Annotated in this window: 12 protein-coding genes and 2 pseudogenes; 9 read left to right on the top strand and 5 right to left on the bottom strand. The window is 49.2% G+C overall.

From position 1 onward, the window contains the following. Nucleotides 1–130 precede the first annotated feature (130 nt). The 7 genes and pseudogenes from OGV69_RS13390 to OGV69_RS13360 form a co-directional block, all read left to right on the top strand. A complete protein-coding gene (locus OGV69_RS13390; RefSeq protein WP_069325047.1) occupies nt 131–649 on the top strand; it encodes a fimbrial protein in 519 nt (172 codons plus the stop codon). Between the two features lie 144 nt (nt 650–793). Then, nucleotides 794–3280, top strand: a complete 2487-nt coding sequence (gene pefC / locus OGV69_RS13385) for a PefC/AfrB family outer membrane usher protein (RefSeq protein WP_069325046.1) — start codon at nt 794–796, stop codon at nt 3278–3280. Between the two features lie 73 nt (nt 3281–3353). Further along, nucleotides 3354–3980 (top strand): fimbrial chaperone, encoded by a 627-nt coding sequence (locus tag OGV69_RS13380; RefSeq protein WP_239177509.1) that lies wholly within the window; start codon nt 3354–3356, stop codon nt 3978–3980. A gap of 743 nt (nt 3981–4723) precedes the next feature. Continuing rightward, nucleotides 4724–5719, top strand: a complete 996-nt coding sequence (locus OGV69_RS13375) for a hypothetical protein (RefSeq protein ID WP_069325044.1) — start codon at nt 4724–4726, stop codon at nt 5717–5719. A gap of 743 nt (nt 5720–6462) precedes the next feature. Then, nucleotides 6463–7170 carry a CZB domain-containing protein gene (locus OGV69_RS13370; RefSeq protein ID WP_077223951.1) on the top strand — a complete coding sequence of 236 codons (708 nt, stop codon included), beginning with the start codon at nt 6463–6465 and terminating at the stop codon, nt 7168–7170. A gap of 64 nt (nt 7171–7234) precedes the next feature. Next, nucleotides 7235–7888 (top strand): annotated as a pseudogene (locus OGV69_RS13365) (EAL domain-containing protein); the annotation flags it as partial. 398 nt (nt 7889–8286) lie between these two features. After that, nucleotides 8287–8883 (top strand): annotated as a pseudogene (locus tag OGV69_RS13360) (ISNCY family transposase); the annotation flags it as partial. Between the two features lie 445 nt (nt 8884–9328). Here the strand turns inward: OGV69_RS13360 and OGV69_RS13355 are convergent. The 4 genes from OGV69_RS13355 to OGV69_RS13340 all read right to left on the bottom strand — a co-directional run bounded on the left by OGV69_RS13355 (nt 9329) and on the right by OGV69_RS13340 (nt 13995). Further along, on the bottom strand, nt 9329–11638 hold the full coding sequence (locus tag OGV69_RS13355; RefSeq protein WP_069325041.1) for an N-acetylmuramidase family protein: 2310 nt from the start codon (nt 11636–11638) through the stop codon (nt 9329–9331). 205 nt (nt 11639–11843) lie between these two features. After that, entirely contained in the window at nt 11844–12005 is a 162-nt protein-coding gene (locus OGV69_RS13350; protein WP_176722624.1) for a hypothetical protein, read from the bottom strand. Nucleotides 12006–12123: 118 nt separating this feature from the next. Further along, on the bottom strand, nt 12124–13284 hold the full coding sequence (locus OGV69_RS13345; protein ID WP_069325040.1) for an IS30-like element ISCfr4 family transposase: 1161 nt from the start codon (nt 13282–13284) through the stop codon (nt 12124–12126). 186 nt (nt 13285–13470) lie between these two features. Then, a complete protein-coding gene (locus OGV69_RS13340; RefSeq protein WP_069325039.1) occupies nt 13471–13995 on the bottom strand; it encodes a GNAT family N-acetyltransferase in 525 nt (174 codons plus the stop codon). A gap of 109 nt (nt 13996–14104) precedes the next feature. Here OGV69_RS13340 and tam point away from each other — a divergent pair, with 109 nt between their 5' ends. Next, nucleotides 14105–14863: a trans-aconitate 2-methyltransferase gene (tam, locus tag OGV69_RS13335; RefSeq protein WP_204563495.1), complete on the top strand. Its 759-nt coding sequence runs from the start codon at nt 14105–14107 to the stop codon at nt 14861–14863. A gap of 130 nt (nt 14864–14993) precedes the next feature. After that, on the top strand, nt 14994–15374 hold the full coding sequence (locus OGV69_RS13330) for a GFA family protein (protein ID WP_069325037.1): 381 nt from the start codon (nt 14994–14996) through the stop codon (nt 15372–15374). On the opposite strand, the gene OGV69_RS13325 is transcribed toward OGV69_RS13330, so the two are convergent. After that, nucleotides 15367–16281, bottom strand: coding sequence for a bestrophin family protein (locus OGV69_RS13325; protein ID WP_069325036.1), 915 nt, complete (start codon nt 16279–16281; stop codon nt 15367–15369). The two genes, OGV69_RS13330 and OGV69_RS13325, sit on opposite strands and share 8 nt — an antisense overlap. Nucleotides 16282–16368: the final 87 nt, after the last annotated feature.

The following is a 16368-nucleotide window of genomic DNA, read 5'->3' as shown; positions in this document are numbered from 1 at the left end:
TTGGGTGCCGAACATCAGGATGATGATAGTGGTCTGGCGGTAATACCATCATCGGAATATCAAAAGTGAATATCAATAACTGTTGCCCTGTGCGGTTTCAGTACCGAAGGGACAAATAAGGAATGAATGTATGAAAAAGAATTTACTGGCTGTTTCTGCTCTGGCTCTGGCTGTTGTCTCCGGCTCTGCAATTGCAGGCGTAAACAGCGGTGATATTCAGTTTATCGGTGCAGTTACCAGCAAAACCTGTGACATCGTGACAGATGTCAATGGCGCCACCAAAGATGTGATTCAGCTGGGAACTGTTACCATCAACACCGCCGGGACCGATGTGCCTTTCGCCCTCAAACTGCAGGATCCGACCGGATGTGATTTAACTGGCCTGACCAACGCTGACTTTACTTTCGCCAGCCAGAATATGGGAGCCACCGGTATCGTTAATGGTACCGGCACAGCGACCGGCACTTATGCCACTGTGACACCTGTCAATGCGACCAACACCACTCCTGTGGCATCCGGCCACCAGACGGTCAGCGTACCAGCTACTGAAATGACAACTAATGGTGCCAAGTTCAACGCCAAACTGCAGGGCGGCGCTGTTCCGGGTACCTATGCTTCTCAGGTTTCTTTCGCGGTGGCCTACAACTAATCCCCGTCGTTAACAACGACCCCGGACCCCGCCATCCGGCGGGGTCTTTCTCCGGCACCGGGAATGGTTTTCCTTTTACCCTCCCGTGTCCGCGAGTGTCGTTTTTTGATACCCCTGGATTACAGATTCAGAAGGCAGGTCTGTGTGAACACAACTATATGTAACAATATCAGGCGACCTGCGCTGTCATTTCTGGCGCTGAGCATCTGTTCGTCCCTTGCAAATGCCACGGAGCTGAATACGGCGTTTCTGCAGGGCACCACGGATGTTCCCTCTGTGCTGAAAGACGGCGTTAAGTACCCGGCCGGTCAGTATTATGTGGATGTGATGCTCAACGGTGTCCGGACCGGGCGCATGTCCCTGACCATCACCCCGGAAGACGAGAAAGCCGGCCAGCTTTGTCTGAGTCCTGAGTGGCTGCACAATGCCGGAATATATTTTCAGGAAGACGCTTATGCCGGGACTTTGGACCACGTCCGGGGATGTTATGCCCCCGGCCGCAAAGAGAGTACGCACCTGAATCTGGATATGGGAGCCCAGACCCTGGATTTTGTCATTCCCCAGGCCTGGCTGCCGGAGAAGAGCGATGCCTCCCGCTGGGATTATGGCATCAACGGTCTGCGCCTGCGCTACAACGGTAACTTCAACCAGAATATTCAGACACACGGCTCCCGGGGCTACAATGATGACTCCCTGAACGCCTATGGCAGTTTTAATGCCAGCCTGAACGTCGGCCGCTGGATTTTATCCAGTGACATGAACGCCACCCGCAGTGCCTGGGGCAGTGAATTTAACACCAATAACCTGACGCTCTCCACAGCCATCAGCCAGGTGAAGGGGGACCTGTTGCTCGGACGTTCCCAGACCCGGACTGAACTGTTCACCGACTTCGGGTTTTACGGCGCAGCCCTGCGTTCAAACAACAACATGCGCGCCTGGCGTACCCGTAACTATGCCCCGGTGATAACCGGGGTGGCATCCGGGACCTCCCGTATTACGGTATCCCAGGGCGGTTACACCATCTATTCCCGTGTGGTTCCGCCCGGGCCGTGGAAGCTTGACGATATCTCTTCCACCAGTAACGGGACCCTGGTGGTGACGGTGGAGGATGAAAACGGGCGTAAAACCGTCACGGAATATCCGGTGGCCACCCTGCCGTCCCTGCTACGACCGGGAGACTACAACTATAACTTTGCGGTCGGTGAGAGAAACGACACCAACAAACTGGGTGATGCGTTTTCTTCCGGCAACGGTGCCTTTGCCCTGGCAAGCTTTGACTGGGGCCTGCCGACCACCACGCTTAACATGGCGACCATCCTGCATGAGCGTTACCAGGCCGCAGGTCTGGGAGTCACCCAGCCACTGGGCGAATGGGGTGCCCTGGCGCTCAGCGTCAATGGCTCCCGCGCAGAATATGATGACGGCTCACAGCGCCAGGGCCTGAGTGCCACGGTGAAATATGCCAAGAGTTTCACCAGCAACACCGATATCCAGCTCCTGACGTACCGCTACCAGAGTCCGGGTTATACCGAGTTTGCAAACTGGGACCCGAAACAGCAGTACCGGCGAAAAATCCACGACGCAGACGGTACGGGAGACCCGAACCAGTACATCTGGTTTGACGGCCGGGAGAAGGCCCGTTATGAGGCCCGCCTGTCCCATCGACTGGATAATGCCTACCTGGGTGCCTCATTCTGGCAGCAGAGCTACTGGAACCGCGACAGGGATGCCTTTGGCAGCAGCCTGTCAGTCAGTACGTCCGTTCTGGACGGGGTGTCCCTTTACCTCAGCGGTAACTGGTCACGTAACGCCTGGTCCACACAGGATGATTACTCCGCGTCTCTGGGGGTGAGCATTCCGTTCACGCTGGGGGGCATCCGCCATTACAGCAGCAACACGGTGGGGTACAGCCGCTACAACGGCACCTCATTTAACAACAGCACCTCTGCCACGGTGAATGACCGCCTGAACTACAGCGTCAATGCCGGGACAGATGAGAAAAGCAACCACACTGCCGGGGCGTCTGTCAGCTATGCCTTTGACCGGGTGCAGAGCAACATGGCGGTCTCGCAGAGCCGGTATGCCACCACGCTGTCCGGTAGCCTGTCCGGCTCGGCGATTGCCACAGCAGAAACCGGGCTGCTGCTGACGAAGGAGTCCTCTGACACGGTGGCGGTGCTGAAGATTAAGGACACACCGGGGGTGACCTTTAACGGCTCCCTGCCGACCAACAGCGGCGGCAGTACGGTGATGTACCTGACCGGGTACAACGCGACCACCATCAGCATTAATCCGGAGAACGTGCCGGACGGGGCGGAACTGCTGAACACCTCTTACGAGGTGGTACCGACAGAGAAGGCCATTATCTACCGCGAATTTGGTTACCAGAATGTCCTGCGTTATATCCTGCGGGTTCGGGACGGGCAGGGCAATGTGCTGACCGGTGGCAGTGCCGCCACAGAGCAGGGGCTGGACGCGGGCTTTATCACCCGTAACGGGGTGCTGTTAATGAACCTGCTGGCCGCACCAGAGAAAATTACCGTCAGACGGAGTAACGGCACAGAGTGCAGTTTCAACGCGTCAGGCCTGAAGGCCGGCGAACATTCAGTTCAGGAGATACGTTGTGAGTAAAGTGAATCAGTACAAAACTGTCGTGAAAACCACTCTGGCCTTATTGCTGGCGGGGGCCGTGGTGACCCCGGCGATGGCAGCCTTCACCCTGAACGGGACCCGGTTTATTTATGAGGAGGGGAAGAAAAATATTTCCCTCGAAGTGACCAATAACGCGAAGGACACTTACGGGGGGCAGGTGTGGACAGACAACGTCTCACAAAACAAAGCGGATGTGTTTATGGTGCCTTCACCGCCGTTTTTTAAAGTGGATGCGGGGAAAAAACAGGTTCTGCGCCTGATGAACGTCAACCCGGACCTGCCGGCAGACCGGGAATCGCTGTTCCGCATCAACGTCCAGGAAATCCCGCCAAAGCCGAAAAACACGGAGGGCAGTGTGATAGCGATTGCGATGAACACCCAGGTGAAACTGATTTACCGGCCGAAAGCGCTGGCTGACGGACGAAAGGATGCAGAGAAACAGCTGACGGCGGTACAAAAAGCGGGACGGGTGTGGCTGAAGAACCCGACGCCGTATTACTTTGCGGTGACGGCGCTGAAGGTGAACGGGAAAACGGTGACCATCCCGCAGGCGAAACAGGCGGGGCTGGCGACGCTGGCGCCGTTCAGCGAGGTGGATACGGGGCTCAGCAGCACAGGCAGGCTGACAGCCGGGGCGATTAATGACTGGGGCGGGGTGCAGGACTATGACGTTAAATAACCAGGTACTGCTGACGCTGGGAGCCTCTCTCGTGTTGTTGCTGGCGGGAACCCATGGGGTCCGTGCGGCGCCGACGACTTCAACTACGACTGTAGCCTTGCATGTCAAATTTACGGCCCCGCCATGTAGTATCATCCCCCCCCCGGAGGTGTTTCTGGGGGCGATGCTGCCCGGCGAACACAGTTACCCGGCGTTTAATATTGACATTTCCTGCCCGCCTGGCACGCCAGTGAACACCGCGCTGTACGCAGAGCCGGTGGGGAATAGCCTGACAGCAGGCAGAACAGACCGGGTGGATATGAGTGGCCCGGCGGGCAGCAGCGGCACCCCGGCACAACTGTGGCTGGCGGAGGCGGGGAGTGCGGTGGCCTTGGACGGGGCAGGAAGCACGGATACAACAAAGCAGTTCTGCGCCGGAAACACGGACCGGCAGTGTGTGCTGACGCCGTCCACATTTGTGAGTGTTGACACCCCCCGGGGCGAGACCCGGGCCACACTGCGCTTTAGTATCGCTTATCCCTGATAACATCGGGAGAACAAAGGATGCTATGCAGTTTGGTATGAAAACTATAATAACGTCTGATTCTCCCGGATATATCCCCTCTGGAATGGAAACCATTAAATGCAATACTTATTTTATAATCATTCAGGAGATAAAACAGAAATATAATTATTATTTGTATAATGAATAATTTTGTGATTTTTATTATGCGCGTTAATAATTAAACTTATAAGGACGATATATGAAGAAGAACATTTTTTTTGTATCCATAGCTTTTCTGACTTTAATACGGGGTGCACATGCGGGGGATTGCAATATTACAGTAACTGCATCATCTAACCCGGCTGTAGCAGCATCCGCGACAACTTTTGGACCCACTAGTAATATCTACTTCTCTGCTGCGGGAGATATGCGTTTATACTGGGAGCAAGTTTCCGGGAGCTTAAGTGTAACATCATCACTAGCAAACATTTCCGGATTAAAAGATACCTTGCAACAAATGATGACTGGTAATAATAGTATTTTCTCCGGTGCAAGCTTACTAAATAAAGTGAATGCAAGCATGGGGGATTATGCATTGGATATTGGGCTTGTTACTCCTACTAATGCAACGAACAGTGGTGGTGATCTACTTTTTGCAGGGAGGAGAGCCAACAACGTTGTTAAATTTGCTGGCGGTCCCCAACAGAGCATTGTGGTGAGATATGGATTGCTATCACCAACTCCTCCCGTCGGGAAGTATAAAAATGTCCCCCCTGTTTTTTGTGATGGTTTGAGTATTGGGGATAGTACAAAAATTTCTTATACACTTGCTTTATCAGGGAACAGCTATATTGCTGATGATGCAAATCCTTCAGTCAGAGTGGGGCAGGCACAACTTAGCTATAATGCTAATCGGTCGTTTTCTTACACACGACCGGTAGAATTAACCCTTACATCTTTGCAAAATCAGATTGATTTTCAGGATGTAATGACGGGTAAGGAAGGTATTAAACCACTGGAGTTTACTGTATTAAGTAACATTCCATCTCAGATAGAGTTGACTTATACGTTTCAAAATACACCTGTGGGGGTGCAGGCAAAAGTGCTCAACACTCTAAATGCTGAAGTAATAAAGGAATATATCAATTCTGTAGCGGATTCCTCACAAACAATTACTCGCATGGTATCTGTCAGAACGGATAGTCTTACTGGCGATTATAACTGGAATTTGAATATACAGGCTCAGATACCATAAAATTTATATTAAGAGGGTGTACTATGAGGAGGGGGTATGTTACTGGGGTTCTGATCGTCTCTCTTGTGCTTGGCATCTTTATGTGCATAAAGATAAACCATGATTTTAATAATGATTTTATATATTTTTATGCAAGCGATGACGGTCCCTGAAAGAATTAATCACATAAGGTCACAGACAAAACTTGTCTGTTCGAAAACTTGAGAATGGTAACTAATTACTGAGGTTGAAGCGGCGTCGACAGCGGGAAGAACCTCTACAGCTATCGCTAGGGTAACAAAAATTGCAGTAGACTATTGCAATGTGCAAAATAAAACAATGCTGGAAGAGAAAAAGTGACTGGTTCACATTTGCTAATTAATGGCGTTGCTCGTCTGGTATTCCGCTGTATCTGATATATGCAGATTACAATTAGGCAGGCCAGTGAATATTTCTTACTTAATTCTGCTAAAATTTCGATCAGGAAGACTGATGAAACCAATATTCGTTCCAATGTATATGTCAATGTAAATGATTACAAAAGTGATTTTATCTTTACACTTGACCCAACAGAGGCCACGCTGGGGTATTCTGAGACTTTTTTAACTATTGATAAATCCGTAAATTAATTACGGAGTCACTTTACAATATTGAAACTTATTAAAGAATTGATGGTATGAATTCACGGCACATGGATAATTTAACTGATGATGAAAGTAATTTAAATATTTACATCTCCAATTTTTCAATTGCAAGGAATTATTATGCTATCACCTGAGCTTTATGCTGTTGTACTGGCACACATTCGTGTCAGTGCACTCAGTAAGGCTTTCCATGTTCAATACACAGCTCAAAAATGTTTTCGCCTGCGCGAGCGGATGCTGATATCTGCCTCTGGATGCCGGGAGGAGGTTCAGGCAATGTCTTTCACTCTGAACCGCCAGTACCGGATGATAAAATCCTTATCAGGCAACGGAAGGGAAGAGGATACAGGTAAGGATCAGAAACAATTGCTGGCATTGACCAGGGAGCAATATGAACAAACCGGATATATCCAGCTTCAGCTGACCAGCGTGGCGTCAGAAATGGCTCTGTCAGCCGATAAACTCCTGTTCACCCTGCTTAAAGCACAGCACTATCAATGGCGTGACCGTTTGTATATTGCCGTGCTCACAGAACAGATGAATGAACTTATTGAAGATGAAAAATCCTGCCTGCTGGGAAGGTGGATCCACGGTGAAGGGATGCGACGATTTCGGGCATTGCCTGGTTTCCGGGAACTTGATGCCAGGCACCGTTATATGCACGAAGTGAGCATGACGCTCTTTGACCGGGAATTGAACCGTTTCCGTGCTAATGATCTTAGAAAAACTTTACTGAAAACAGAAGAGGCCAGTCAGCAACTTCTGGCGGCACTGGATTGTCTGGATGAACGGGTAGGGCTGCTTTACCCGGGCAGTGAAAATACGTAACAGGAATATCACCTTTCTCCGTACGACAGCTTAACTTCTTTTTCGACCTTCACTGGGGAGTAAAATGAGTCATTACCTTTATCTGAGCGACGATATTCTTAATGCAGCATACCTGCCGGACAGTCTGGTACAACCAGGGGAATACCACCTGGCAGCCAGTTTTCCGACTGGCATGAAGGCTGAACCTCTTATGAATTTGCACTCCGGCAGAATCACTGGATATGAATTTCTGAGTGTTCTGCCTGCCGGCATGGATAACGAGACTTTTTTCCGGCATCTGTCGGCCACAGCTATCACCGAGTTATTCCTCCTGCAGCTGATATTGAGCAATGGCCTGAAAACAGGTGTTCGGTTTTTAAACCTGCCCATCAGAGTGCTGACCAATACTTCGTTATGTAAGGTCCTGGTTGCCCGTTGCCTGCAGAATGTGGTGGTGGAAATTCAGGACCCGGAACAGTTGATGACTCTCGACAGGCAAAAATTATTTACTCTACGGCATAACCTTTATGGATTCCGTCAGGCTGGCGCGGGTATTTATGCTGACGACGTTACTCCTGAGCTGATGCGGGCACTACCTGGCATGTTACTTCCGCTTTCCGGGATAAAAGTGTCGCGACAGTTGTTTCAGAATGGTTGTCTGCATCACGGCATACCTGACAACCTGACGGAGTGGAAAGAAAAAGACGGGATGAATATGGTTGCAGAGGGAATTGAAACGAAAGAGCAGTGTTTACTGGCAGCGCTTGCCGGATTCACGCATGGTCAGGGGTGGCTGTGGCCGGTGTCAGAATGGCGGTACTGTGAGACAGTGAAACCGGGGAATGCTTCGGCACAGAGGATTTTTATGCCGAAAATGATGTAGTAGAAATATCGAGGATCAATTTCCTGAGTTTCAAGGTAATGATTGAGGGGTAGGTAAGTGTATGCTTAATCGTATTCTGTAGGCGGTTATGAACTAAATGAACAGCGGACTAAATTTAACATAATATACATTATGCGCACCAGTGATGTAACTGCAATATTCTGATGTCACTTTTAACCCATTTAGTGATGTCACTTTTTCTGGCATAAAGGATCCAATCCTCAGGCCATGGAGACATCAGGATGCTTGTGACCATGTCAGATAAAGAACTCAGACGGATCAACGTCATTCAGTCAGTTGTCGAAAAGCGTATGCACCGTCGTGATGCTGCGCACCAACTTGCTCTGACCGAACGTCAGACGCAGCGTCTGATTTACCGCTTTCGTGAATCAGGTGCCGCTGGCCTTTCAAACCTTCGACGTGGACGCCCTGGTAATCACAGACTCCCTGAGTCACTGAAGCTGCGTGTACTTTTTTTACTTCACGATCACTACAGCGACTTTGGACCAACGCTTGCCGCAGAAAAACTGCGCGAACGCCATAACATCACGGTGTCTGTTGAAACGCTCAGAAAATGGATGACGGCAGATGGACTCTGGGTTCCATACTCACGTCGCAGGCCCCGTGTTCATCAACCCAGATACCGGCGTGACTGCCTCGGAGAACTTGTTCAAATTGATGGTTCTCCGCATGACTGGTTTGAAGGTCGCGCACCCAAATGCTGCCTGCTCGTCTTCATTGATGATGCGACTGGCCGCCTGATGCACCTCCGCTTCGGCGAGACTGAATCAGCCTTTGATTACATGATGGCTACCCGCGAGTATCTTGAACAACATGGCAAACCATTATCTGAATTTTACCTGATGCTACTCACAACCAAGAGCATTGTCCTTATCACAGGCCAGTTTTGCCGACAAATCACTAAGGCGATCAATGCCAACGGACTTACAATCGTAAACAGATTCCTTCTTGCTATTTAGGTTCGTAACACTAACCCCACGGCTTTCACTCTCATCCTCATAATTACTAAATATTGTGTATTTATACCCTGTATTTACAAACGACACGTTGAAGTAATCAGTTTGAAATCGTGAGTAATGATTGTATTTAAATCCTGAATAATCATTACCTTTCGACTCATAGTTAAATTCAGTTTTGCGGTCTTTCGATAAGGTGTACCGAATTACACCGTTGTTTTCATCTAGTTTGATTATTCCTTTTGCAGTGTCGCACACAAAATATACATCACTCGCAAACGATGAACCACACAGAAACATTGCCGCTAACGCAAGTAATTTATAATGACGCATTGTAATTCCTCTCCATTTTCAAATCATATCCATTCTGTCTTGGTCCGTTATATCTTTTTGCAAATGAAAGCCAATCTTTAGTCCGAATGGAATGCAATAAAACCCTATCAGCCTTAATGAAGCTAACGAATGCTTTTAACTGATTTTTTTCAGACTTGCTTAATGCAAAAACGAAATCCTCAGGGCTGGCGTAGCCTGCTGTGGCGAAGTTCGATGCCAAAATCTGAAACTTACCCCAAGATGCCGATTTCAAAGCAGCTTTCTTGTCTAAGGCATACGCTTTGACTAGTTTTGTATACTGTACTGATGTTGCATCATATCCACCCGCAACAGAGTTTGATATATCTTCGAACTGATCATATTTTCCATTTGTATATTTATGAAAGTGATGCCTTTCAAATAATATCGCAGGAACATAATCATCGTTATCTTCAAATTTAAAATAGGAACCATAAGAACCAGTTTCTGTTTTTGCTACAGCCTTAATTGCTGCAATTTCGCATCCCAATTCTTTTGCAACCTCTTCATAATCAGTATCATCAATTTTGTCTCCATTATAGAAATTAATAAATTCTATAGGAGTTAATTCCCCATTAACAGGAGTCTTGGGAAACTCTGTACTCCGTAATATTTCCATAAACTCAAGCGGATGAAAATGCCATACAGACCGCTGACTGGCGAACGGCGGCACCTTATCCATCCAGCGCGTCGCATCCAGAAATCCCCCGTTGGCCCTCTTCACAACAGGACTTTCATCTCTGACCTTAAATACCGACGACCAGCGTGTATCATCCTGGGTACTGTGCCAGTCGCTGTCGTGTTTCACTATCAGCCGCCGCGCATATTCCGGGATGTTCATCTGGTTGGTATGCAGTGCGCCAAACAGCTGCGCATCCTGAGATTTATCGGGATATGGGCTGGGCGGTCTTCTGTTTTCAGCATTACGGATCACACTGTCATATAACATTCCGGCCTGTGAGCTGTCCGGTCCCTTTTCTCCGTCAAAGTGTGAACGGATGCTTTTCAGGGCGTCAATCAGCCAGCGTTCATCCAGCGTGCGGGTAAAATCGGTTGTGTGTTCAGCCTCAATACAGTGGAAGTTTAGCTCTGCTAAATCGTGCTGGCAGAGTTGCTCCACATCGTCCTGGTGCATCCACGTATGCGGACGGCTCTGAAACCAGGTGACCCCGGTTTTATCCGTAAACGGGTACGTGGCATCACGCGGAATAATTTTTCCGGCATCAGCACGGGTAATGGCGCTCATCTGCTCAAAGCTACTTTCCTCGCCCTCCCCGTTTCGCAGGTACATCGGGCGTTTCAGCTTCAGCTTAATAAACTGTTTGCCCGTTTTGATGCCCTTCACGTTTGCCACCACATCCGGCACATGCTCATCGAGGCTCATCAGCTCGATATGGGCTTTATAATCCGTGGTGATAATCTGCGGATAGTTATCTTCGTCGGCCAGATCCTGAGCGCCAAGGAACCCGACTGCATCCCCTGCTTTCACCGTCACTTTCAGCGGCACAGATGGCACCACAACATCATCAAACACGCCGTGATTCAGTGCGCTGTGCATCCAGTCAGGCAGACACACGTAACATTCGCCATCAGACTGCAGATATTCTGGGCGCATCGAGACCCAGAACAGATTGCCTGCGGGCTTACCGTCCTGAAGACGCTGCACCAGAGCAAACGGCTCCGGTCGTTGCTCCAGCAGAAACGATTTCTGTTGTAGTAAGGCAAGCGTGTCGCCCTGAACGAGCGTTCTGGCGTGGCCGTGTTTGTTTACAAGCACGTCCGGCGCGATTTCGCGGCTGTCATCGTGGCGGGAGTGCTTACGCATTCGCACTCCGTGGCCTTTCTGCGTGACCCGATAAAGCGGGCGTTTCGGAAATTCTGACAATGGCGCGATGTGCATGTAAAGCTGGTACAGCGTCAGCCAGGACGATTCATCCTGTTCGTCGGACTTATACACTGATTTGACCAGCACAAAGGTGCCGGACTGGCGCAGGGGGCGTTCCTGGCAACACTCGATAGCCGCGTAATCCCGGTTAACCCGCCATGCCACCACCTCGCCGTCCATCATGAACTGGAGCGGCACCGATTTTTCCGGCGTTTCCTGATCCAGCACCGAGGCCGGAGATGATGACATCCCGACATGGATCCCCCCGTGCCAGTAACGATTTACGCCAAGTAACCACCAACCGTGGGCGTTTTTGCGGATGTCGGTCAGCAGCTCGTCATAGTTCTTATAGTCCCGTCCGTCGGCTTTCCGTACCGGATAACGTATGTTCATCCTCATTCCTTAAGTTAAATCTCCAAAACCATAATCATCGCAGGGAGTTAAGACGAAGGGGAGTAAAATTTATGCAAATTTTATTACTGCAATCACCTGATGCAAAGCAACCAGGTTAACATCCGTTCCCGCTGGCGGTGGCCACCAGAAATGTTGATAAAAGAGCTAACTGAAAGCATTACTCTCGGGCTGGAGAACGTCCGTCTCACCAGTTGATATCTTCCGGCCAGTCCCAGGGGGTATCATTCATCTCGTTAAGCATTTTTATGTCCTGCTTTTCACGGGTATATTTACCCCATAAAGAATCAAAAGAACGAATGATACTAATTAACTGCTGCGGTATCCTACCTGCATATGCAGTCGTCACGCGTTCAGTCGCCTGAGCCATTCAAGGGCAGCTATGACAATCCCTATTTGTGTTTACCAATAAAGCCATATGGTTCAAGACATTTACGAAGTAGCAACGTCCACTTCTGGCTGTGAGTTCAACTGATGGACGCAACACACTTATTGAACCGTTCTGCGGGTGATTCATAGTCTAGCGTTTTTCTCGGCCTTTCGTTGAGCTGTCTGGCAACACTGTTAAGTCTTTGCTGGCTGTGAACCGATAAGTCAGTTCCTTTTGGAAGATATTGTCTGAGCAATCTGTTCGTATTTTCATTTGAGCCACGTTGCCAGGGAGATTGAGGATCACAAAAATAAATCTGAATGTCTGTCGCTATAGTAAATCGTGTGTGGCTGGTCATTTCAGCGCCACGATCCCAAGTTAATGTTTTATAAAGCTCAGCAGGTAATTCCCGGGCTTGTCTGATGAGTGCAGATATAACCGTTATTGTCTTGTTATCTCTGATCTTCGCCAGCATAACAAAACGGGAATGACGTTCTACGAGGGTGATGATATAGGAGTTTTTCGAGCCCTGAATCAAGTCACCTTCCCAGTGACCTGGAATGGCTCTGTCAGCCGCCTCTGGTGGCCTTTCGCTGATAGGTATCGTGTTCGGGATTGACCCTAATCCTTTCCCTTTAAGCGATGACGTTCTGGATCTACGCACTGCTCTTCCGCTTCTGAGGCATTGCTGCAGCTCTTTTTTTAATGCTCCCCGGGTTTGTATAAAAAGCGTTTTATAAATCGTTTCGTGTGACACATGCATTTCCTGATTATCCGGATAACAGCGTTTCAGCCAACCGGCGATCTGTTCCGGCGACCAGTCCTGATGCATCTTCTCTGCAATGATTTTACACAATGCGGGGCTTCCAATTAGCTTGCAAGGTTTTGGTCTCAGCGCATTTTCCCACGCAGTAGCATCGGCTTTTGCTGCTCGGTATTGTTTTGCACCACCGTGCCTCCTGACCTCGCGGCTAATCGTTGAGGGCGCTCTTGATAATTTGGCGGCGATGTCCCTGATGCTGAGTTTTGCTACCAGCCCTCTGGATATCTCCTCTCTTTCATCAAGCGAAAGCGCTAATCGGTGCCGTTTTCGCACGGGAGGACGGTAGCCGCCTGTCTGGTGGATAGTGGGCATAATGGAAGAATGATATCTATCGAACATTCTGGCGATATCATGTAGAGAATCACCTTGCTTATATCTGTCCCAGATAATTGCCTTCTGCTCTGGCGTGTAGTTGATCCGAGTTCTTCGTTTCATGACAACGTCCCCCTTGATTAAGGATAGCGTTGCATCGACCCATTGAACTCACAGCACTAAGCAGACTTTTCAACATTTGGACATTTCTAACGAGCCAGTGATTAGACAATTCTGGTGAGCTTTGACAAGTAGGTAATCGTTATACACTGCTCCATGAGACATCGCTTACTTTTCGAAAAACGGTAATCAAATTGCCCCCCTCCGATACAGGATGTGTTGTGCTAACCGGTGATCAGAGGGCAATGCGGGATGCACGAACTCTTCAGTTTTATTCATGCCCAACCGTATCATCAGACGCTCTGACGGTTTATTCAGCACCGACGTAAATGAAACCACCTCACTTAACGCCAGTTCCTCGAAAGCAAACGTCAGACACGCCTCGGCGGCCTCCAATGCCAGCCCTTGGTGCCAGAAGGATTTAGCAAGACGCCAGCCTATTTCGGTACAGGGTGAAAAGTGAAATTTATCAGGTTGTGGATGTAAACCTACACACCCCACAAACTGGTGTGTTTCTTTAAGTTCAACGGCCCAGAATCCCCAGCCGCGCTCTGTAATGCCTTCCTGGAATCTGGCAGCCAGGTTGTCGCTTTCCGTTCGTTGCAGCGGAGCCGGAAAAAAACGCATCACGTCCGGATCGGCATTTAACGCGGCAAACGGGGCTTTGTCTTTGTCTTCCCACGGGCGTAAAATCAGTCTTGATGTTTCCAGCATATTTCTGCCCTTCTCCTGTATTTTCATATAATCTTCTAAAAGAAATGGCTCATCGGCAAGGACTTATGTGCCCCTTTCCGCCTTCTTCTCTCATACTGGAGATGCATTCATGGCCGACTGGAATCCTGCGCTTTATCTGCAATATGAAACTGAACGATCAAGACCCGCTGCGGAATTACTCAGCAGAGTGGCGTTAGAGAATGTCCATTCAGTGGTCGATCTTGGCTGTGGTCCGGGAAACAGTACGGCATTACTGCATCAGCGCTGGCCCTCGGCTGTAATTACCGGGGTTGATACCTCACCCGCCATGCTTAATGAGGCGCGCAATGCATTACCGACATGCCGTTTTATTGAAGCGGACATTCGTTCATTCCAGACAGAGCAGCTTCTGGACCTGCTGTATGCCAATGCCTCATTGCAGTGGGTTCCCGATCACTATGAATTGTTCCCGCATCTGGTATCGCTACTGGCTCGCAATGGCGTGCTGGCTGTACAAATGCCGGATAACTGGCTAGAGCCAACGCATGTTTTGATGCGTGAAGTGGCTTATGAAAAAGGTTACCCTGACCGGGGCCGCTCGCCGCTTCCTGGCGTTCACGCCTACTATGATATTTTGACTGAAGCGGGTTGTGAGGTGGATATCTGGCGCACAACGTATTATCACGTTATGGATTCACATCAATCGATTATCGACTGGGTAAGCTCAACGGGCCTGCGGCCCTGGTTGCGTGATTTGAGCGAAAATGAGCAACATCTTTACCTCGCGCGTTATCATGAGCTACTTCAGGAACAATATCCTCTGCAGGAAAACGGTAAAATTTTGCTGGCCTTTCCGCGGTTATTTATCGTAGCCAGACGTAATGATTAAGCGTTTATTATAAGTGCATCACAGGAGCTGACTATCTGCCATGCGCGCCCTCGCCTTTTTATCATGAGGATCTAGTGGCAAAGCCTGTCATCTGCTAGTGTCTGGCAACGTGTTTCTGACAGGAGTTGTCATGTCTAAAGTCTACATTGGTGGCTGTCTGTGTGGTTCGATTCGCTTCGCGGCCAGCAGTCCTAATAATTCCCATACCTGCTCCTGCGATATATGTCGGAAACATACGGGCGCACCAACCGTCGTCTGGATTGAGTTTAATGCAGAAAATGTAACGTGGACCGGTAAAGCCGGAAAACCGACAACCTGGCGCTCTTCTGAGACGTCAAGTCGGGCATTTTGCCCTCAGTGTGGCAGTTCCGTAGGCGCCATTGATGACGCCCCGGTTATTGCGCTGTTAGCTGGCGCTTTTGACGATCCTGACGATGAAGACCTGACGCCGGAATTTCATTCTTTTTCAGATATGCTGCCTACATGGTGGCAAAAGAATGTAACTAAGTGAGTTGGTAATGCTTATCCGGAATGTGTTTTGCTGGCACGTTTGTTTCATCATTCATCTGTAACAAATCGATTTCAATCGCATTGCAAATCGCATCCAGCGGGAGGTCGTTGTTCTCTGTACCAAACGGATCTTCCAGCTCTTCTGCAAGCGTATCGAGCGAAATAAAAGTATAGGAAATCAGCACTGAGATAAACGGCGTCATGTAATGTAAATCTACCACCAACGCGAATGGCAACATGATGCAAAACAGATAGACCGTGCGATGAAGGATCAAGGTATAAGCAAACGGGACGGGGGTATTCGCGATCCGTTCACATCCTGCCAGCACCGCAGACATATCATTTAACCTATTGTTTAAACTATGGAATAATATGTCTGGCAGTTGACCATTGCGCCGACGTACAGCTAACCATTCCCCCATCAGCAACAGAATGCGATTTGCCGGTGATTGTGAGGCAAATACTATTCGCAGATCCTCCTCACTAAGGTATTTCGCCAATGGTTCAGCCTGTGGCTGACGGCGTAAAGTCATGCGTAAACAGTGGGCAAAGGCGATTTGCAGACGAACAAACTGTCCCAGTTCGCTGTCGTCCGGCAAGGTAGTTTTTACTTCACGTAGCAGCGACCGGGAAGCAATCATCAACTGCCCCCACAGGTGTCGAGCCTCAACATAACGTGAATAACAGGCGTTATTACGAAAACCTAAAAAGATAGCAATCGCCACGCCGAGAATGCTGAACGGCGCCAGGGTAAATTTGATGCCCAGCATCGTATACCACGGCAGCATGATAATAACGGCGATGGAGAGCAGGAAGTTCAGCAGCAGACGTGAAAAAATTTTAGATAATACCGACCCATGCCAGACGAATATCAGGCGTAGCCAGTGTTGTTGGGGGCGAACGATCATGGTTATCTTCGGGAAAATGTGAAATCCGTCACATTAGACGCGAACATGATCAATGTTGCAAGCTAATCGCAACACTATCTAAACATC

This window comes from Citrobacter sp. Cc139 (genome assembly GCF_030334645.1).
Taxonomy (GTDB): domain Bacteria; phylum Pseudomonadota; class Gammaproteobacteria; order Enterobacterales; family Enterobacteriaceae; genus Citrobacter; species Citrobacter werkmanii.
The sequence above is the reverse complement of the archived record's forward strand: the minus strand, read 5'-3'. Positions and strand labels throughout refer to the sequence as shown.

Excerpts from the sequence above, each read along its gene's own strand:
- OGV69_RS13390 (WP_069325047.1), top strand. The coding sequence starts at position 131 with ATGAAAAAGAATTTACTGGCTGTTTCTGCTCTGGCTCTGGCTGTTGTC.
- OGV69_RS13380 (WP_239177509.1), top strand. The coding sequence starts at position 3,354 with ATGGCAGCCTTCACCCTGAACGGGACCCGGTTTATTTATGAGGAGGGG.
- OGV69_RS13375 (WP_069325044.1), top strand. The coding sequence starts at position 4,724 with ATGAAGAAGAACATTTTTTTTGTATCCATAGCTTTTCTGACTTTAATA.
- OGV69_RS13370 (WP_077223951.1), top strand. The coding sequence starts at position 6,463 with ATGCTATCACCTGAGCTTTATGCTGTTGTACTGGCACACATTCGTGTC.
- OGV69_RS13355 (WP_069325041.1), bottom strand. The coding sequence starts at position 11,638 with ATGAACATACGTTATCCGGTACGGAAAGCCGACGGACGGGACTATAAG.
- OGV69_RS13345 (WP_069325040.1), bottom strand. The coding sequence starts at position 13,284 with ATGAAACGAAGAACTCGGATCAACTACACGCCAGAGCAGAAGGCAATT.
- OGV69_RS13340 (WP_069325039.1), bottom strand. The coding sequence starts at position 13,995 with ATGCTGGAAACATCAAGACTGATTTTACGCCCGTGGGAAGACAAAGAC.
- tam (WP_204563495.1), top strand. The coding sequence starts at position 14,105 with ATGGCCGACTGGAATCCTGCGCTTTATCTGCAATATGAAACTGAACGA.
- OGV69_RS13330 (WP_069325037.1), top strand. The coding sequence starts at position 14,994 with ATGTCTAAAGTCTACATTGGTGGCTGTCTGTGTGGTTCGATTCGCTTC.
- OGV69_RS13325 (WP_069325036.1), bottom strand. The coding sequence starts at position 16,281 with ATGATCGTTCGCCCCCAACAACACTGGCTACGCCTGATATTCGTCTGG.